The 19,926-nt window shown below is 40.8% G+C and carries 20 protein-coding genes; 18 read left to right on the top strand and 2 right to left on the bottom strand.

Translation table 11 applies throughout. The features are described from left to right. Positions 1–53 precede the first annotated feature (53 nt). From HM131_RS14330 to HM131_RS14310, 5 genes are all read left to right on the top strand, one after another. Positions 54–812: a hypothetical protein gene (locus tag HM131_RS14330; RefSeq protein ID WP_085030414.1), complete on the top strand. Its 759-nt coding sequence runs from the start codon at positions 54–56 to the stop codon at positions 810–812. Positions 813–839: 27 nt separating this feature from the next. After that, positions 840–1,784 (top strand): FTR1 family iron permease, encoded by a 945-nt coding sequence (locus tag HM131_RS14325; RefSeq protein WP_085030413.1) that lies wholly within the window; start codon positions 840–842, stop codon positions 1,782–1,784. A 75-nt stretch (positions 1,785–1,859) separates the two neighbouring features. Next, a complete protein-coding gene (locus HM131_RS14320) occupies positions 1,860–3,344 on the top strand; it encodes a hypothetical protein (protein WP_085030412.1) in 1,485 nt (494 codons plus the stop codon). 15 nt (positions 3,345–3,359) lie between these two features. Further along, complete coding sequence (locus HM131_RS14315) at positions 3,360–4,685, top strand: UDP-glucose dehydrogenase family protein (RefSeq protein ID WP_085030411.1); 1,326 nt, start codon at positions 3,360–3,362, stop codon at positions 4,683–4,685. A 164-nt stretch (positions 4,686–4,849) separates the two neighbouring features. After that, positions 4,850–6,394, top strand: coding sequence for an alkaline phosphatase (locus HM131_RS14310; RefSeq protein WP_157130837.1), 1,545 nt, complete (start codon positions 4,850–4,852; stop codon positions 6,392–6,394). Between the two features lie 54 nt (positions 6,395–6,448). Here HM131_RS14310 and gndA read toward each other — a convergent pair whose 3' ends face one another. Further along, complete coding sequence (gene gndA, locus HM131_RS14305; protein WP_085030409.1) at positions 6,449–7,888, bottom strand: NADP-dependent phosphogluconate dehydrogenase; 1,440 nt, start codon at positions 7,886–7,888, stop codon at positions 6,449–6,451. 403 nt (positions 7,889–8,291) lie between these two features. Here gndA and HM131_RS21120 point away from each other — a divergent pair, with 403 nt between their 5' ends. The 9 genes from HM131_RS21120 to HM131_RS14260 all read left to right on the top strand — a co-directional run bounded on the left by HM131_RS21120 (position 8,292) and on the right by HM131_RS14260 (position 14,216). Beyond that, the gene (locus tag HM131_RS21120) at positions 8,292–8,570 is read left to right on the top strand and encodes a hypothetical protein (RefSeq protein ID WP_232324795.1); all 279 of its coding nucleotides are present in this window, start codon (positions 8,292–8,294) and stop codon (positions 8,568–8,570) included. A 13-nt stretch (positions 8,571–8,583) separates the two neighbouring features. Beyond that, positions 8,584–9,126 (top strand): GNAT family N-acetyltransferase, encoded by a 543-nt coding sequence (locus HM131_RS14295; RefSeq protein ID WP_085030408.1) that lies wholly within the window; start codon positions 8,584–8,586, stop codon positions 9,124–9,126. Further along, positions 9,123–9,395 (top strand): hypothetical protein, encoded by a 273-nt coding sequence (locus HM131_RS14290; RefSeq protein WP_085030407.1) that lies wholly within the window; start codon positions 9,123–9,125, stop codon positions 9,393–9,395. The genes HM131_RS14295 and HM131_RS14290 overlap by 4 nt, the downstream gene beginning before the upstream one ends. A gap of 58 nt (positions 9,396–9,453) precedes the next feature. Further along, on the top strand, positions 9,454–9,579 hold the full coding sequence (locus tag HM131_RS21190) for a hypothetical protein (protein WP_269749097.1): 126 nt from the start codon (positions 9,454–9,456) through the stop codon (positions 9,577–9,579). Positions 9,580–9,693: 114 nt separating this feature from the next. Beyond that, positions 9,694–10,905 (top strand): Nramp family divalent metal transporter, encoded by a 1,212-nt coding sequence (locus HM131_RS14285; RefSeq protein ID WP_085030406.1) that lies wholly within the window; start codon positions 9,694–9,696, stop codon positions 10,903–10,905. A gap of 463 nt (positions 10,906–11,368) precedes the next feature. Further along, a complete protein-coding gene (locus HM131_RS14275) occupies positions 11,369–11,812 on the top strand; it encodes a pyridoxamine 5'-phosphate oxidase family protein (protein WP_198162639.1) in 444 nt (147 codons plus the stop codon). An 82-nt stretch (positions 11,813–11,894) separates the two neighbouring features. Then, the gene (uvsE, locus tag HM131_RS14270) at positions 11,895–12,863 is read left to right on the top strand and encodes a UV DNA damage repair endonuclease UvsE (RefSeq protein WP_085030404.1); all 969 of its coding nucleotides are present in this window, start codon (positions 11,895–11,897) and stop codon (positions 12,861–12,863) included. 259 nt (positions 12,864–13,122) lie between these two features. Continuing rightward, positions 13,123–13,836 (top strand): hypothetical protein, encoded by a 714-nt coding sequence (locus tag HM131_RS14265; protein WP_085030403.1) that lies wholly within the window; start codon positions 13,123–13,125, stop codon positions 13,834–13,836. Positions 13,837–13,985: 149 nt separating this feature from the next. Next, the gene (locus HM131_RS14260) at positions 13,986–14,216 is read left to right on the top strand and encodes a hypothetical protein (protein ID WP_085030402.1); all 231 of its coding nucleotides are present in this window, start codon (positions 13,986–13,988) and stop codon (positions 14,214–14,216) included. 66 nt (positions 14,217–14,282) lie between these two features. On the opposite strand, the gene HM131_RS14255 is transcribed toward HM131_RS14260, so the two are convergent. Then, positions 14,283–14,471, bottom strand: coding sequence for a YjzC family protein (locus HM131_RS14255; protein ID WP_085030401.1), 189 nt, complete (start codon positions 14,469–14,471; stop codon positions 14,283–14,285). 301 nt (positions 14,472–14,772) lie between these two features. On the opposite strand from HM131_RS14255, the gene HM131_RS14250 reads away from it, so the two are divergent. The 4 genes from HM131_RS14250 (at position 14,773) to HM131_RS14235 (ending at position 19,749) form a co-directional block, all read left to right on the top strand. Further along, the gene (locus HM131_RS14250; RefSeq protein ID WP_085030400.1) at positions 14,773–17,283 is read left to right on the top strand and encodes a cyanophycinase; all 2,511 of its coding nucleotides are present in this window, start codon (positions 14,773–14,775) and stop codon (positions 17,281–17,283) included. A 415-nt stretch (positions 17,284–17,698) separates the two neighbouring features. Further along, complete coding sequence (locus tag HM131_RS14245) at positions 17,699–18,088, top strand: glucose starvation-inducible protein B (RefSeq protein ID WP_085030399.1); 390 nt, start codon at positions 17,699–17,701, stop codon at positions 18,086–18,088. Between the two features lie 55 nt (positions 18,089–18,143). After that, positions 18,144–18,323, top strand: a complete 180-nt coding sequence (locus HM131_RS14240) for a YjzC family protein (RefSeq protein WP_085030398.1) — start codon at positions 18,144–18,146, stop codon at positions 18,321–18,323. A gap of 214 nt (positions 18,324–18,537) precedes the next feature. Continuing rightward, entirely contained in the window at positions 18,538–19,749 is a 1,212-nt protein-coding gene (locus HM131_RS14235) for a M14 family zinc carboxypeptidase (RefSeq protein WP_085030397.1), read from the top strand. Positions 19,750–19,926 lie beyond the last annotated feature (177 nt).

Below are 19,926 nucleotides of genomic sequence, written 5' to 3'. Positions count from 1 at the left end.
ATTGACAATGATATTGATAATCTTTATCATTTAATTGACAGGAGTTGCTATGCATGAAAAAATTCAGTTTATTTCTAGCTATGATGCTGTTCATCACGTTCTCTATACAAACCAATGTGGCTGCATACTCTTATGGCGATCCTAGTGAAGAGAAGATTGCTGAAGTTTATAAGGACATGGTCGTAAAATTAAATCAAACGCCTCCGAACTTTGAGGAAGCGGAAGCTCTTTACAATACTGTAAAAGAAGAAGTCGATATGCATATGGGAGAAGATGTATCCGAAGTGATCCTCGACTCCATTGAAAATAAAGACAAAGAAGCAACCATTGAAAATATGCAAAAGCTTTTGGCGTTGAACATTTCCAGACGCCTTGAAGCCATTGAGAAGAATTTTGATGATTATGATACAAGTAAGAAGTTGTTGGCTAAGGGAAATGCTACATATGAAGCTTTATCCCCTGCCGTGGCAGACGAAAATTCTGAATTGGATGGCAAAATCAAAGATGAATTTGATCAAGCACTTGAAGCTCTAGGAAACCCTGGTTTATTCGGCGTAGGGGAGAAAGAATCAGATAAGGAACAATTTGTTTCAAGTAAGGATTTTATTTTAGAAGAATTGAAACAACCCTTTGATATTGAGGAATACAGTGCCGGGCACTTTACTGAAAGTGCGACAGAGGGAGAGAATGGAAGCCAATCTGCTGTTGATAAGTATACAGACTTTTCTGAATTGAAAAATTGGCTCCCTCTCTTGGTCATTGGTATAGTCATCATCGGTGTTGTCATTTATTTTATTCGAAGAAAAAAATGATCCCAAGCGTAGAAGAGGTGTAGGTTCATGGAAATCCAAGCGTTGTTAATCACTTTTCGTGAGGTGTTAGAAGCCCTTTTGATCGTCGGTATCATTACCACTTTCCTCAAGAGGACAGACAACAAGAAATTTACTAAATATGTGTGGCTGGGAGCAGGACTCGCCATTCTTGCAAGTGTAGGAGTAGCGATGTTGTTTCAAGTTGTATTCACAAGCTTTGCAGCCATGGGCAGCGAGATGTATTTAAAAGTCAGCATCATGCTGGTGTCATCCTTGTTACTGACTCAAATGGTCTTTTGGATGGCTAAACACAGTAAAAACCTTAAAGGGCAAATGGAAGGCAAGATTGGTAAATTAGTGACGACAGGGAACGTCGTCGGTATGGTCATCCACTCTTTCTTAGTCGTTCTTCGTGAAGGAGTTGAAACGGTTTTCTTCTTCGCTGCGATTACGGGCGGAGACATCGAAAAAGGTTTTCAAGGATGGGGAGCCATTACAGGGGTCATTATTGCTTCTGTCATCAGCTACCTGTTCTTCAAAGGGACTATGCGTATTCCTTTGAAATCCTTCTTTAAAGTGACTGGAGCTTTTATTGTCATGATTGCTGCAGGTCTTCTCGTACAAGGTATTTCTATGATGCAAGACTTGCAAATGATCGGAAGTGTTATGCCTCATGTTTACAACATCACTTGGTTACTTCCAGAACACCCAATTGATTATGCACACTTCTTACGTGATACAGGAACAGCGCCCCTTCTTTCCGGCGATGTAGGAATCTTCCTGAAAGCTTTGTTTGGATATTCCTCCATGCCTTCTCTTGAAGAAATGCTTGCCTATATCGGGTACTTTGTTGTTATTTACCTTTTAGTTACGGCAAAGAATCAAGAACCAGCCAAACAAAAGGTAGAGAAAGTTCAAAAACAAGTAAAGCCTACGTATTCCAATCAAGCGGCAGGACAGAACGTTAAATAAATGAGTTCAAATGCAAGGCGTAATTTCGATTATGCCTTGCATTTTCTATGTATGATCAAAAAGGAGCAGTCAGTCATGAAGCTGAGTCTAGATGATTCCAATAAAAAAATCACTTTAATTGCCTGGGCAATGTTTTTGATTTTCGTGAGCTATACATTGTATTTCAGACTCGTAGATGCAAGTGAATGGGCGAGGTCCTGGGACCAGGTAGATTTTGCCCTTGGAATCACGGATTACGATCTTTTTTCCATGCAGCCACATTTCCCAGGCTATCCTTATTTTATCTTAGGTGGCATGATGGTACATAGATGGGTTGGAGATCCTATCCATGCCCTATCTGTTTTTAACACGATGATAACATTGAGTTCCCTTGTTCCGATCTACTTGTTATTCAAGAGAAGATCGCCTGTTCTTCAAGCGCTTTTATTCACGGCTGTCATTCACTCTATGGGGTATTTGTGGGTCATGAGTACGGAAGCGATGAGTGAAGCGGCAGCGGTCTCTGTGCTTTGGTGGTATGTATGGAGTCTATATCAAGCAAGCAGGTCTTCTGCGTTAGGCTGGCGAATTCTCCCTCTCTTTCTTTTCAGTGTTTTGTTGGGAGTGCGTTTATCCTACCTCCCCTTCGGTTTAGGTATTCTTTGGTTTTGGTGGAGAGAACGGAGGGCTTTTCTAACGAAAAAGTCTTACGCTCAGTTTATTTTAATCCAATCTTTTCTTGCCGTAGGTTTTCAACTCATTTGGGTAGTTGGATTGTTGCTTTCTACCGGCAGTTTTAGTACGTTTATCGAGCTTGCTTTTGGTTTCGTTGCCGGTCATTTTACGGAATGGGGAGGAGCGGTGACTGCGGATTCGATGCCGCTGTGGGAAAGGATGATCATGCTCTTTTTCTATAATCTAGGCTGGACAGCCCTTAGCGCTAGGTCCTGGGTTATCCTTGGGTTATACGTTACATTATTCCTGTTGATCATCTTTCAGTTCTCAAAGACAAGATTTAAAAAGGATACGTTTTTACATGGTCTCTTACTTTTATGGATCGCCTATTTCTTATGGGCGCTTTTTGCACAGAACATTGATAAGCCAAGACACATCTTGCCTTTGTCCGGATTATCTGTGTATATTCTGCTTCATTTCTATGCTGACCGAGCGAAAATGGTTGTCATCGGGGTGGGTATATCCCTTGTGATTGTCCAAACCTGGGTCGGTCAAGGTTTGGCTGAAAAAAAAGCAGAGCATCCACCTGCCGTTTATCAACTTACTCAACATATAAGTGGCCTAAAGGGACAAAAGGTGGTATATACTTGGGAAGAGTCACGCGTGATGGACTATCTTTCAGTTGATTTCGCATACAAGAAGATTTTTACGTATGACTATTTTCAATCCGAATTGACCTTCAATAAGGATAAGAGAGTCTTATTGACGGATCATGTCATAAAGGGATTCGAAAAGCAGGGGTATGATGTGCAAAATAGAGTACGAAAAATCGCTGAATTCAATTCAAATGATCTGTATGATCCCGTGTACGGGAAGATAGAGCTTTACGAATGGATAAGGAAGTAGAAGAGGTGTTTGTTAGTGAAATTAGCCGTAGTAGGAACAGGGTATGTCGGTCTGGTGACAGGAGTTTGCTTAGCGGAAATCGGTCATCAGGTTACGTGTATTGATATAGATGAAGAAAAGGTTGAAAAGATGAAGAAAGGGATACCCCCTATTTATGAGGAGGGATTGGAATCCTTAATGAAGCAAAACATTCAAGCAAGGAGACTGTTCTTTTCGAGCAAATTTGAAAAAGGCTTGGAAAAGGCTGATGTTATATACCTTGCTGTAGGAACCCCGCAGTACCCGGATGGGACAACAGATTTAACAGCAGTAGAGAGCGCAGCAAAAAGCATTGCCCATCACCTTGTTCAAGACGCAATCATTGTCACCAAGAGTACGGTTCCTGTGGGATCGAATGAATATCTTAAATCGTTCATTCATTCTCATTTGAAAAACGATGTTTCCATTGAAGTGGTACATAACCCTGAGTTCTTACGGGAGGGCTCAGCGATTCACGATACGTTTCATGGAGATCGTATTGTGATTGGAGCAGAGAATAAGCAGGCAGCTGCTGTGATTGAACAAATAAATCAGCCGTTAGATCTCCCTTTGGTTGTCACAGACATCAAAAATGCTGAAATGATTAAATACGCTTCGAATGCTTTTTTAGCAACAAAAATCAGCTTCATTAATGAGATTGCGAATATATGTGAAAAAATAGGGGCGAATGTAGAAGATGTTGCCTATGGAATGGGGTTGGACAAACGAATTGGACACCAATTTTTAAAGGCAGGTATCGGTTATGGCGGTTCCTGTTTCCCGAAAGATACCAATGCCCTGGTACATATGGCCGGTGGAGTCGACCATGATTTTGAATTGCTAAAATCAGTGATTCGTGTTAATAATCAACAGCAAATATCTCTTGTTCAAAAAGCTAAGCAGCGTTTAGGCAGTCTCGAAGGGAAAAGGGTGGCGGTCCTGGGGCTCGCCTACAAACCGGGTACAGATGATATGCGAGAGGCAGCCTCCATCGTCGTGATTCATCGACTGATAGAGGAGGGGGCGGAGGTAACGGCTTATGATCCGTTTGCGATGGAAAATGCCGCACCTATTTTGCCCCAGCAGGTGTGGTTTGCCAAAACGGCTGCGGAGGCCCTTCATGATGCTGAGGTAGGTTTTATCTTAACGGAATGGGATCAAATCAAAAACTTATCACTAAAAGATGTGAAAGATCTAATGAAGGCGGATCCGATCATTTATGATGGGAGAAACTGTTTCCAATTGGACGATGTACGCCAGCATCTGATCGAATATCATTCTGTCGGGCGTCCTAGTATTGCGGGTGATTTAAGAAGTAACTAGACAAATGGCTGTCGAGAAAATCTCGACAGCCATTTTTATTTAAAAATCTCCTGTATTTGCAAAAGTTCAACAATCTTTTACATTCCCGTAACCTATTATTATTATTCTATTAAAGTTTCCTCCTTACACTAATACTCGCAATCTACTTAGGAGGTATCATACTTATGAAAAACAACTTGAAGAAGGTGCTCTCTGTAACGGCGCTATCTACTATGCTTTTTGGAACAGCTACGGGAGTGACTCAGAACCAAAACGTAAGTGCGGAGGAGAATGAAAAAGGATCTGAAGTGAAAAATGTCATATTCCTAGTTGGAGATGGAATGGGTCCTGCTTATAATACAGCCTATCGTTACTTTAAAGATGATTTAGATACAATGGAGATGGAGGAGACCGCATTTGATCCTTATCTGAAAGGTGTCCAGACGGTTTACTCTGCAGATCCTTTCCATGATGGCGGAGAAGATGATGAAAAAGAGAACATTCCAGACTCTGCTGCCACGGCCACATCCATGTCTTCCGGTGTAAAAACTTATAACGGTGCCATCGCTGTAGATTTAGAGCAACAAGATACGAAAACTGTTCTTGAACAAGCTAAAGAACAAGGAATGTCTACAGGACTTGTTGCAACTTCCCAAATTAACCATGCTACACCAGCAGCATTTGGTACTCATGATAAGTCCCGTCACAATTATGATGCTATTGCTGACGATTATTATGACGATCAGGTTAATGGGGAACATAAAGTTGACGTCCTTCTAGGTGGAGGTACGGACTACTTTGAACGTGATGATCGAAATCTAGCAGAAGAATTCCAGAAGGATGGCTATGATTATGCCACAACGACAAAAGAAATGAAAAAATCTTCGAGTGATCAAATTCTTGGTTTGTTTGCTCCTGTAGGATTGGACAAGGCCATTGATCGACCAAAAGAACAGCCTTCTTTGGAAGAGATGACATCGACAGCTCTGGATAAACTGAGTGAAAATGAAGATGGCTTTTTCCTTATGGTAGAGGGAAGCCAGATTGACTGGGCAGGACATGATAATGACGTGGTCGGAGCTATGAGCGAAATGGAAGACTTTGAAAAAGCTTTTCAAAAAGTCATTGAGTTTGCGAAAGAAGATGAGGAAACTCTTGTAGTAGCCACGGCTGACCACTCCACAGGCGGCATGACAATTGGAGAAGGCGGCCCATACAAATGGGATCCTCAAACGATCCGAGCAGCGAAAAAGACACCGGACTATATGGCTGAACAAATTGTAGAAGAAGGAAAGAAAGTCAAGACTGTTCTAAATAAAAACATAAAGTTCAAGCTGAAAGAAGAGGAACTTAAAGCTGTTCAAGATGCAGTGGAAGCAGAGTATGATAAGGAAGAAGACAAGTTGACAGAAGTAGATAATCAAATTGAAAAAATCTTTAACGAACGTTCTGGAACAGGGTGGACAACGGACGGTCATACAGGGGTTGATGTAAATGTGTATGCTTATGGACCTCAATCAGAACAGTTCAGTGGATTAATTGATAACACAGATCAAGCGAAAAACATCTCTAAGATTCTTGAAAATAAGAAACCTGAGAATGTCTCGAAGGTTGAAGAAGAATCAGTTAAGAAGGCAGGGGGTATTTATCCATCCAGTATGTTATTTGGCGCATTGTTTGTGGGTGGAGGAGCTTTCTTCGCATTCCGAAAACGAAAGACGAACCAATAAGACCCTATTAAAAGAGCGAAGGCTAGATAAGCCTTCGCTCTTTTTCTTATAAAATTACTGATCGGTTTTTTGAGTGATTTCCTGCCATTCTGTATGGAAGGTACCTTCTTTGTCGAGACGCTGATAGGTGTGTGCGCCGAAGTAGTCACGCTGAGCCTGCAGCAGATTGGCTGGAAGACGCTCAGAGCGATAGCTGTCATAATACGCAAGAGCGCTAGACAACGCTGGAACTGCAATACCTTGTTCGATTGCAAGAGCTATTACCTTACGCAAGGATTTGTGGTAATCATTTGCGATATTCTTGAAGTAAGAGTCAAGAAGAAGGTTGTCCAGTTTAGGCTCACGGTCGTAAGCTTCTTTAATTTTCTGAAGGAACTGAGCACGGATGATGCATCCACCGCGGAAGATCATGGCAATGTTTCCGTAATCCAGGTTCCAGTTGTATTCTTCAGACGCTTTGCCCATTTGAGCAAATCCTTGGGCGTAGGAGCAAATTTTACTAAAGTATAGAGCTTGACGAAGCTGTTCAAGCAGTTCTTCTTTAGAGCCTTGGAATTCCTCAGCTTCAGGTCCGTTCAGTTCTTTACTTGCTTTTACGCGCTCATCTTTCAATGCTGAAATGAAGCGTGCGTAAACAGATTCTGTAATGATGGACTGTGGTACGCCCAGATCTAGAGCGCTTTGACTAGCCCATTTTCCAGTTCCTTTTTGACCGGCTGTATCAAGGATGTTGTCGACTAGAAGTGTACCTTTGTTAACATCATCTTCTTTCTTGAAAATGTCGGCTGTAATTTCGATCAAGTAACTGTCTAGTTCACCTTTGTTCCACTCAGCAAACACTTCATGAAGTTCTTCTCCTGACATCTTCAGTACGTTCTTCAGGATAAAGTACACTTCAGAAATTAACTGCATGTCACTATATTCGATGCCGTTGTGAACCATCTTCACGTAGTGCCCAGAACCGTCTGGACCAGTATAGGCTGCACACGGCTCTTCATTGACCTTTGCAGAGATAGCTTTCAATAATGGCTCTACGTGCTCGTATGCTTCCTTTGAACCTCCAGCCATGATAGAAGGACCATTCAAAGCGCCTTCTTCACCGCCCGATACACCGGTTCCGATAAAGTGGATGCCGCGTTCTTTCATTTTTTCGTTACGCTCAATTGTATCTTTATAGAAGGTGTTACCTCCATCGATTAAAATGTCGCCTTCATCAAGGTGAGGAAGCAGTGTATCAATCGTTGCATCTGTCGGCTTACCTGCTTTGACCATAAGCAGAATCGCTCTAGGTTTTTCAAGAGAAGCCACAAAGTCTTCGATTTTTTCATTACCTACAAAGTTTTTACCCTTTGCTTCATTTTCTAGAAATTTTTCTGTTCGTTCATAAGTACGGTTGAATACGGATACGTTATACCCGCGGCTTTCGATGTTTAGCGCAAGGTTTTTACCCATTACGGTTAAACCAACAACGCCTACGTTTTGTAATTGAGTCATCATTATTAACTCCTTTTGGGTTCAAAATTTATTTCAACTTACTTTTCATTATACATAAAATAATTTTCATGTAAACGAAATTGGAACTGAAATTATTTTTCTTAATAAAGGAGAATGAGGAAATGATATAGAAAAAAACAAAAAGTAAACAAAGGAATGATGTCTTTTTATGAATGTAAGTAAGGTAAGGAAAATACATATCATTGGTTCGGTGGGGAGTGGTAAGACAACTTTAGCAAAGTCTTTGTCTACTTCTCTACATCTGCCTCATTATGAGTTGGATAATGTGGGTCTGGATAAGAGGGGGAAAAGGTGATGTAAGAAGGTCGGAGGCAGATCGGAACGAATATCTAAAGACAATCACCAGCTTAGACGAGTGGATTATTGAAGGAGTACATTACACATGGGGAGATGCAGCCTTCAGAAGGCAGACGTTATTCTATTTCTAATCCCTTCCTATAAGAAAAGGTTATGGCAAATCAACCTCCGATTTATCAGGCAAAAATTAAATATAGAACGGGCGAATTATAATCCTGGTTTCGATATGCTGCAAAAAATGTACCAATGGAATAGGAGATTTGAAAAGGCTGGGAAGAGGGAAGTGACTGAGAAGCTTAAGGCGAACGATAGAAAAGTGATAGCTCTCAATAGTAATAAAGACACGATGAAGTATTTCCAATAAAGGTAGGGAAGGCATAATGAAACTAAGATACTTTAAGCCAGTAGATTTTAATAAGCTTATAGGATGGATAGACAATCCAGAATTTCTGCTGCAATGGGGAGGGCCGAATTTTCAGTTCCCTCTCGATGAATCTCAGTTGCACCGTTATCTTGAAGGAGCAAATGTCAAAGGAGCTGCTACATACGTGTACAGTGTTCTTAACGATGAGGCTTCCGAGGTGATTGGACATATCTCTTTGGGAAAAGTGGATTACGCTCATAAGTCTGCAAGAGTTGGAAAAGTGCTTGTGGGAGACAAGGAGGTAAGAGGACAAGGCATGGGGCAGAGAATGATGGAAGAGATTTTAAAGATAGCCTTTAATGAGCTTCATTTGCACCGGGTGAGTCTTGGTGTGTTTGATTTCAATCATTCGGCCATCTCCTGTTATGAGAGAGCTGGCTTTAAGAAGGAAGGGTTACTGAGGGATGCCCGGAAATATAAAGGTGAGTATTGGAGTCTCTGGGAAATGAGCATCCTCCGTCCTGAGTGGGAAAACCTAAGGGGAAAGAGGGCATGACAGAGACAAGTTGGAAAAATGCAATGGCTATCGGAATTTTAAGTAGTGTCATTGGAGTGTTGCTGATATTTTTTAACGTAGATTTAGGTACAACTATGGCCGCTAGCTGGTTGGTTAGCGAGAGTGGAGTGGATCCAGAGACATACAACGTGGTCCTAGATAGCTATATCACGAACTTTTTAGTGATCGGAAGTATCGTGTTCTCCTTTGGTCTTATCATGATTACCTTCTCATCCTACCAATTACTAATTATTAGAGAAAAAGGTTAATAATGACAAATAAAGGGAAATGAACAGAAAACCTTTACATTCCAGGGGTGAAGCATTGATGTTCATCACATCCATCATTTTATTTGTGTTAATTGGTGTCGGAGTATTTTCCCTTCCATTATTCATGCCATCAACCAATCGGAAACATCCTGACAAACATGGAGAAGCGCGTTTCTATTCATAGTTTCATTCGCCTAAGCGCATATCTTTAGAAGATGGGCGCTTTTTTTGTAAGTAAACGTCTTGCCAAGACAGGAAAATCCGTTTGAAAAAATAATCTACGGAAGAGAGGGATTGTATGCCGGAAGGAAGCAAGTTCAAAAGGAGACTGAAGAATATAGGCCCTGGAGCGATTGTTGCAGCAGCGATTATCGGCCCTGGAACCGTTACTACAGCGAGTAAGGTTGGAGCGGAATTTGGGTATGCGCTAATCTGGGCTCTTGTTTTCTCTGTGTTAGCAACGATGGCTCTTCAGGAAATGGTAACGAGATTAGGAGTTATTACTAGGAAAGACTTGAGTACAATTTTACGTGAGCAATTTTCTCATCCTGTCATAAAATGGCTGACTATTCTCCTAATCATCTCAGCGATTGTGATTGGGAGTGCTGCTTATGAAGCAGGGAATATCGTGGGGGGAGCACTTGGATTGGTTGCCATTACAGGACTCTCTACCCCAGTCGTTTCTATGATCATAGGTGTATTATCCGGACTCTTGTTATGGATTGGAAAATATAAGATCATTGAACGCGTATTTATTACCCTCATTGCCTTGATGACGGCTAGTTTCGTCATTACTGCGATTGTCATCCAACCGGATTTATCTGCTATTATCACTGAAGGATTTGTACCGAAAGTTTCGGGGGGGAATACGATATATGTCATTTCTTTAATTGGTACAACCATTGTCCCTTACACCTTATTCTTACAATCCTCGACTGTTCAGGAGCGGTTCAAGGGAGAATCGGAACTGAAAGACAGCCGATTTGATGTCGTCACAACGATCACAATTTGCGGAATCATCTCCGTTTCTATCATCATTACTGCTGCAGCAGCTTTTCCATTAGGCACAGGGCTGAATGATCCGAGTACAATGGCTGATCAGTTAAAACCATTACTAGGTTCCTGGGCCAAATACGTTTTTGCCTTTGGAATATTTGCAGCCGGAATCTCGTCCGCTATGACAGCACCTCTCGCGGCTGCTTATGCCACGGCGGGGGCGTTAGGATGGGGGAATAACCTTCGTTCCGCAAAATTTCGCTTCGTTTGGATCGGTGTTCTACTCATTGGCATTATTTTTGCAAGCCTCGGTTATGATCCCATTCAACTCATCGTATTCTCGCAGTATGCGAACGGTTTGATTTTACCAATTATCGTACTATTCCTTATGTTTGCCATGAACAATAAACAAACACTTCGAGGTCATGTAAATTCGACTCTCGTGAATATTATAGGTTGGTTGATTTTCGTTATTACGGTGACGCTGTCGCTCATTTCTTTTGGAATCTTTTAAGTAAAGGGAACTTCCTAATCGATGGAAGTTCCTTTTTTTATGAAACGAAATTAGTAAGCGTTCGTATACAATAGGAAAGATTTTCATTCTTTAGTCGGAGATGAATTACTGCTGAATTCTGAAGATTTAATCTTCTCGGATTTGTATGATCAACCTAAGTACTATTAAATATGTGTTAGAAGGGAAGTAAATAATATGCCTCGACCACTAACGATATGGCTTGATGAGAAGAAAAGCTTGGGAGTAGCCGAATTAACAGATCCGGTTTTTGGCACCTCCTTTCACCCTATAGAGTGTACTTCCTACTCAAAAAAGGAGTATGTGATTATAGCGAATCTTTGGTACACCACCTATACCGGAGCCAGGCATTATTTTCGAGCCCATACCAATCGCTATCACCCCGATGGCAGAATGAAAAAGGTTTGTACAACTCTGTGTAATGTTGTAAAGAGAGGTGAATTTGTTGAAAATAATTAGAGGGGAAAGAAGCTTTGATTTAAATGATTTCCTAAAGAAACCTTTATTCGCTCATTTAGCCACTTCATCAGAGGAAGGACCTAAAGAATCCCCCGTATGGTTTCATTGGGAAGAGGAATGCTTATGGATTATCGGTACACCTGCAACAGACAGCTTTACTGGCCGGTTAGAAAACAACCCTAAGTGTGCAGTAGGAATTGTGGAACTTGATCCTTTAACAGGGAAGGTTCTTCATGCAGGATTTAGAGGAAAAGCAACGATCAAACCATTTGATTGGGGAATCACTAGACGTTTGCTCGTGCGCTATCTGGGTTCAGATGAAGAAAAGTGGGACCCTATGTTCAAAGAATTAGGAGGTCACAACATATTGGTGAAAATAGTGCCGGAAACGGTTGTGGTGCGAGATCAATCGTATCAGCCTAGTTTATAACAACAATAAGATATGGTCTTGATTTACATAACAAAAACACCGTTGGACCACACTAAGAAAAACACGAATCGGGTGATTGGTTATGACATTATTCAGACTTGGATATGTAGCGATGAGTGTAAACCTTCAAAATGCTTCCCCATCTCAAACTATGACATATAAAACGTTTACCAAAATTCGCGATCCTGAAGCGGCAATAAGAAAGCTTGAAAGAATTGCAAAAGCAAATATCCATAGCTGTTTACGATTGCTCAAGCACAACAAAGCCCACGACATTAAATTCTTTCGATTGAGTTCAAGGCTGGTACCGCTCGCTACTCATGAAGAATTACAAGGGTGGGACTATGTATCCCCCATTAAAGAAGACCTTAAAAGTCTCGGGGACTACGCAGAAGAGAACCGGATGCGTCTGGACTTTCATCCAGACCATTTTGTAGTGTTAAATTCTCCTGATCAAGAAATATTTAAAGCGTCTGTAAAAGTGTTGAAATACCATTATCTTTTACTTCATGAGATGGGCATTGATCCGACTCACCGCTGTGTGTTTCATTTAGGAGGACGGTATGCAGATAAAGAAAAATCTCTTGAACGTTTTATTGATAACTGGTCGCTAGTGCCTAAGGGGATCCAAAAAGTTGTGATGATCGAAAATGACGATACGTCGTACACGTTGGAGAATTGTTTGTACGTCTGTGAGAAGTTGAATATTCCTCTTGTCTTTGATCTCCATCATCACCTTGCCAATCATAATGGAGAAGCGTGGGAAGATTATTGGGAGAGAGTAGTAGGTACGTGGTCTCACTCCCCGCTGCCAGTTAAAATGCACATCTCGAGTCCGAAGAATAAAAAAGAATTTAAGAGCCATGCAGATTTTGTAGATGTTGAGATGTTCCTCGACTTCGTGAAAAAAGTCAATGGTTCTACGGGGACAATTGATTGTATGATTGAAGCGAAGCAGAAAGATGATGCACTTTTTCAGTTAGTAGAAGAGCTTAAGGAGCATCCAAATGTATCGATGGAGACAGAGAGCACTTTTATATGGAAGGATTAATCGACTATTGTTAAGTGACTCTATTTCGCAAACGCTCTCCAAGATCATGGTGAGCGTAAGTTTGTAATACCCCATGAAACGTAAGGATATAAAAGGAAAAGCAGGTTCTAAAACTTGCGAAAAAACAGCATGTGGTAAGCGCATCCATAAATATGCACCATGAGGTATGGGCTTTTCGACTCTTTTTTATATCGGATAGTAATATAGGCTTGCAAAATTGTCGTGTAACCTTCATATTTAAGGGAAAAGGAGGTCCGATATGCGACACGATATAAAACCAAATGAGAGAGCTTTTTCTTCCAAGGAAGTGGCCGAAGAAGTAGGCATTGCGACGCCTACGGTAAGAAAGTACGGTCAAATTCTTGAAAGATATGGATATGAGTTCTTCAAAGATCGCGACCGCCGCATCTTTGTACAGTCCGATATCGAAGCGCTCATAGCGATACGCGATACGGACAAGCCCTTAGACGATATAGCAAGAGAACTGGTAGAACAACAGAAAAGCAGGTTGGAGAATCCGGGTCAAAACGAAGTAGCGGTATCCGATACATATGACCAATCCCTCCAAGACAATGAACAGTTGAGAGAGTTCTTGAAGCTTATCTCCCAAGAGCTTGCCGCTTCGCGTGAAATGAACGTCCAACTCCAAAACGATATGGCAGAGCTGAAAACAACGGTATCCCGTCTCCAACAAGACCACCATGTCATTAGTGCCGGTGTCGGAAACTCGGCTCAAAAAACCCAGGCTAAGCTTGAAAAGATGACAAAACAGCAAGAAAATTATTATGAACAGCTACTTGAACAGGAAAGGGATAAAAGTGAGAGCCTCCAGGAAGAAATGCAACTAATGAGGGAGGAGCAGAAAAAGGAATGGCGTTTGCAGAATGACTATAATCAACGATTAGAAGAAGCTGTTAAACGTAAGTCAGAGGGTGGTTTCTTTGAAAAACTTCTTTCATTATTTCGTAACTAGAATTTTATTATAGATACGCTTGAATCTCGTTTGATTCAAGTGTTTTTTGTTATTTGGTAATCACTTTCGTGCAATAAAGTAAGTATTATTCTCTCTCTATTTACATACTCTATAACTAATAGAATGGATCATAGGGAGATGAATACCAAATGGCATTCACGTACGGTAAAAGAGAGCTGATTGAAGATTTGCAGGAGGTTTTTGCCAAGCATAATGTCCAGTCGATTAAAGTTAATAAGGCAGGCACTCTATTTTTGGTAGAAGCGGACGGTTCGCTTACAATCGGTACAGGAGCCACCATTGTGGCATTTGATCGGCATCCAGATGAGAAAAAAGCAGCGAAATTTAAACTGCTTCACGGTGGGAACAATAAAACTTAATAAAATGCAAGAAACTTAAAAGGTCCTGAGCACAATAGTGCTCAGGACCTTTTTTATAATCACAGCTTAGTTGGATTTCTTCCAATAAGCGGCTTCTTTATTAGAGCGAAGAGGAGGGAATGTATCTCCATTGCTTAATTCAATATGTTTTTCATCCTCAGTAATGTTGCTCTCATTTCCACCCTCTACTAAACCGTCGAATTTGTATGTTCCTTTTTCTGGAGCTTTTTCACCTGTCTTATAACGATCAGCCATTATTTTCATCCTTCCTTTCCTTTTTTTGTAATTGATGTGCGCACATAAGCTATATATCCAGAAAATTACATAATAAAACCATATTTTTGAAAAATAATACATTTGTCTGATTACAGAAAGTATACTTTCTCTTCAAATTCATTTCCTGGGGAATTTAATAGTTATTGGTTTTAAATAGAGAGTTAATTAATAACCAAATTCCACCATATAACGATTAATATACCGTATATTCAGTGAATTAAAGTTGGCATAATAATTGCATGATACAGGTGTGAAACAAAAGTAGAGAGGAGAATGGTAGATGAGGAAGTGGTTATTTCTTTTGCTGAGCGTTTTATTAGTAGTAGGATCTCAGTCTGGGGTTACGCATGCAGAGAAAGAAGAGGGGGGCATTAAAGGGAATCTTGTAATTGTTGGCGGGGCTCTAGGCAGCAGTAACTCAGAAGTCTATCAAGAGTTCATCGAGCTTTCAGGCGGAAAAGATCACGCCAAGATAGGAATCATTCCCGCAGCATCAAGTTCTTTAAAATCGACTCAAAAATTCAAGGAAGACTTAATGTCATATGGTGTAGGTGAAGCATCGATTGAAATTCTACCGCTTTCATCTCATGACTTTAAAGGGACAGATGAAAACGAAAGTAAATGGAAGAGTAATGTACAAAAGAACGAATCCGTCGATCAGATCAAAGGACTGACGGGCATCTGGTTTGTTGGTGGCGATCAGTTAAAAATTACCGATACACTTTTGAAGAAAAATTGTAAACAAACAAAAGCCTTAGAGGCGATTTGGGAGATTTATAGAGATGGAGCAGTTCTAGGTGGAACAAGTGCCGGAGCTGCAATTATGAGTGACGTTATGATAACTGGAGGAGATAGCTTAGGCGGCTTTCATCAAGAATTTGTAGAAGAGGATATTTCGAATCCTGAGGCTGAATATGCTCCTGTCTACTTAGAAAAGGGATTAGGGTTCTTTCAATGGGGAATTGTAGACCAGCATTTTAATGAGCGTTCGCGGTTAGGAAGGCTAGCGGCCACTGCATTAAAATATGAAAAAAATCAATTAGCCTATGGCATTGATGAGGACACAGCCATCGTCGTCGACAATCAAGAACAAACAATTGAGGTCATTGGCCGAAGCACAGTGACTGTTGTAGATCCATCGGATGCACAATCGAATGGAGAAGAAATAAAAGATTTAGATATTAGCTATCTTTCCGCAGGTGATCGTTATCAAGTCGATGAGAAAAACTACATCATACAGGAGGATAAGGTAACGACAAATGGCTATGAGTATTACAATTTCGATCCACTCCCTGCTACTGGAGTGCTGAGTTCCTATGGTACTTTGCCAAACTATCTTTCTTATTCATTGGTAGACAATAAGGCGGTCAATGAAGTATACAGTTATCTTTATGATAGCCAAGGTGATGGATTCGAGCTCACTTTTGATCAAGATGAGAATAGCGAAGGATTCTGGGGCTATCAAGATGGACAAAAAGATTCCTATTCTCTCCTTCATGTAAACATGCATGTCGAGCCTATTGAGATTGATTTCGAGGAAAGTGATCAACTATTCAAGGATTATCAAAAATCAATGTTTACTCCCCCGAATTCTACCTATACGCCTGACACGAAAGGCAGCTTAGTGATGGCAGGAGGAGCGCTGGGAAGCTCAAATAAAGAAGTTTACGATGCCTTCATAGAGAGAGCTGGAGAAGGTGCGAAGTATGCGATCATTCCATCGGCAAGTTCGAGTCTCAAATCTTCCCACGCTTTCATGAAAGATTTGGGTTCCTATGGAATTAATGAAACGAATATAGATATTCTGCCGTTATCAAATCATGATTTTAAAGGGACGGAAGAAGATGAATCCAGTTGGATGGACAATAAAAATGATAGAAAACTAGCAGAAAAAGTACTAGATTATGACGGCGTTTGGTTTGTTGGCGGTGACCAGACCGATATCACCGCAACGCTGTTGAATGAAGATGGGTCTAAGTCGAAGGTGCTTGAGAGTTTGTGGGAAATCTATGAAAACGGGGCTGTCTTAGGGGGGACAAGTGCCGGTGCAGCTATAATGAGTGATGTGATGATTGCTGGAGGGGGAAGCTTCGATACCCTAGCTAAAGGCTTCACTGAGACCTATGACAGCATGTCTCAGCAAGAAGGCGGCCCTTCTTATCTGGAGAAAGGATTAGGTTTCTTTCCTTATGGGATTATTGACCAGCACTTTGATAACAAAGCGCGGCTGGGCAGGCTAATCGCTACAACCGCCGCTCACGGGGAAGAAAGAGAATATTCTTATGGAATCGACGAGGATACAGCCTTGATTTTTGATAGCAACAAACAAAGCGTCGAAGTAGTAGGAAGAGGCGGCGTTTCCGTAATTGATTTAGCAGAAGCTAAACAGCCGGGTTCGTCTCCATCGAGTTATCAAGACATCCGGTTGTCATGGTTAACCTCAGGGGATCTACTTGATTTAAATTCGAAGGAAACTTCAATTAGTGACCACAAAGTTTCAACTACAGACTATGAATATTTTTACTATGAAGCAGCTCCGCACTCTGGTGTCTTGACTCCTCACCCTATGTTAGGAAACTTTTTATCCTATACGCTACTGGATAATGAAAAAGAACAAGAAGTGAAGAGTTATAGCTTTCATGAAGGAAAAGGTTTTGAGTTGACGTTTAAGAAAGGAAAAGATACCGAAGGCTTTTGGGGATACCAAGATGGAAACAAAGATGATTACTCTTATATTGATGTGTATTTAGATATTCAGCCTGTAAAAGTGGATATTGAACACATAAAGTAACACTAGAAAATGGCCAACTTCGTACAGCAAGGTGGCCGTTCAATTTTAGTAACGGTACTTAAATTCATTGTTTGCAGGTGTGGAAGCACGATTCGGCCTCCAGCTGAGTAAGACAAGGTAATGAGCACAATGCTTAGAAAGATAACACTGATAAAAGTACTTCATATCCAAGACCGAATACCAGGTAAAGGGCACTAATGGTAAATATTCCGAACCTCTAATCAGGCGATCTAAACATTTTCATAAGAAAATGGGACCATCTTTTAGGAAAAAGATATTCGCTAAGTTATCAATCACTTTGCAAATATTACAATTAGTTTATGAATAGGCATTTAATGGAAAAATTGGTTTGAACGTACTGTACTCGAGAAACTGTATTTATGTAAAACGTTATATTAAAAGGAGGTTAGTCGAAATGGTAAATAAAAATCAAAGCAGTATGACAAGAGAAGAGGCAGGTCGTAAAGGTGGAGAGAAAACAGCACGAAAATACGATCAAGAACATTTTGAAGAGATCGGCCAAAAGGGCGGCAAAAAAGTAAGCCAGGAATACAGCCAAGAGCACTTTGAAAACATCGGTCAAAAAGGCGGAGAAACGACACGCCAAGAGTATAGTCAAGAACACTTTGAAGATATTGGCCAAAAAGGTGGAAAGACGACTAGCCAAGAGTACAGCCAGGAGCATTTTGAAACGATCGGTCAAAAAGGTGGCGAAACTACCAGTCAGAAATATGGCGAAGAGCATTTTGAGAAGATTGGAAAAAAAGGCGGACGTCCAGGAAATGGATCTAAACAAAACTCCTGATTCACGACCGCAGCTAATAATTGACTATTGATTATTATTTCGGAGGTGCATATTCATGGCAAACAAACAGTTTAAGACGGGTGAAAAGGCTCCAGAAACCGGTACGTATAAAGTGGACAAGCTTGTGAATGGCAATTCCAGTAAAGATAATACTGAAATTAAACTGGAAGAGGGCGAACAATTTCCACCTTCTCCATCAGAAAATGAAGCGGCATATTGGGTGAAGCGGGCGTAAAAGGTAAATCAGAGAGAACACAGCTGGAGGCTGTGTTCTTTTTTATGACCAACTTTAAACCTAATTGGTGGGTAAAGGAAAAGTAGATTATGAACCAGACACGATCTTGGTTTATGGGACAAATGTTTTGTTTTTTCGATAAATGGAGGAAAGGGAACAAACAAAAAAGAAGTACATAATTGTTAGAAATAGAAAATAATGGAGGAGGGCATTCATGAGTAAAAAGAAGAAGTTAGCCTTATTATGTAGTTCCGTTGTCCTTTCAGCTGGGTTAATCAGCCCGGTTTATGCAGCACCTAATGGTACAAACCCTGGAACACCAGAAAACCAGGAGTATTCAATCTCAGGCTTTATCAGCCACGCGGAGTTAAGTAAAAAACTTCAGCAGATTGAAAAAAGCAGCAGCGGATTAGTTGATGTTGAAGTGGCTGGTTACTCGAATCAAGGAAGAGAAATCTATACAGCTACTGTAGGTACAGGAGATAAAGTCATTCTTCTCCAAAGTGAAATTCATGGGAATGAAAAGACGGGAACAGCTGCTTTATTAAACATGCTGCAACAGCTAGGGTCGAATAATTCTGAAGAGTTTCAAAGAATTAGAGAAGAAGTTACGATTGTTGCTATGCCAATGATCAATCCGGATGCTACCGAATTAAATCGCCGTGGAAATGATTTATCCTGGAGCGAAGTGGAAGAAGATTTTCCTCAATTATCGGGCGTGGAGCCTTCTTGGAACTATTACACATACACAAACCAATACTGGGATTATGCATCTAACCCAGGATTTGATGTGAATAGAGATTTTAACCCAGACCTTGACTATGAACCTCAAGCAGAGGATTTTCCTGGCACTTCCTCCGAACCAGGCTGGTACATTACTCCTGAAGCACAAACCGTACGTGATGTTTATAAAGGCTTAATGAACGAATTCGGTAAAGTGGATGTGTTTGTAGATTTACACCACCAGGGTGAGTACTTTGTAGAAGGAACGGACGATAAAGTAACCTTATCCATTTCAGGAGATTTTGTTCCAAACCCGAATAGTGAAGAAGGCGATAAGTATAGGGAGTATGCGGATACCTACAATGAAGAGTTCTCCAAGCAATTAAATGTAGCCGCTTATGATGCGTTACAGGTGAAAGGGAACTCACCGTTTGACAATATCACCCTCTACCCGCAAAACCTTGATCTTCCTGGCACAGCACTTGGATCTTTTGCCTTAAATGGAAGTGGAGCTGTTTTATTTGAAGTGACTGGTCAAACTCAGAGCTATGGTCAGAAGAAGAGAGGTCAATTGGTTAAAGCGGTCGAAACAGGAGTCTATGGAATCATTAACGGCGTTGCTACAGGTGAAGTTTACAATATAGATGCGAGTGAATATGATGATATCCCTCTGACTGACCGTGATCAAGATTATGGGTTTTAACCCTCATCCTTTCCGATAAGTATTATTTAAAAAGTAAAGAAAAGACTTTATTAAAATTCCTGCTCAGAAGTTAAAAAATTAGCTGAGTCAGAATGTAGCGGTAACTAAGGAAAGCCTGTCTCGTCTTTCGAGACAGGCTTTCCTTTAGACAATTAAGGCAAAAACAGTGAAGCCAAC

It is taken from the genome of Halobacillus mangrovi, from assembly GCF_002097535.1.
Lineage (GTDB): Bacteria > Bacillota > Bacilli > Bacillales > Halobacillaceae > Halobacillus > Halobacillus mangrovi_A.
The sequence above is the reverse complement of the archived record's forward strand: the minus strand, read 5'-3'. Positions and strand labels throughout refer to the sequence as shown.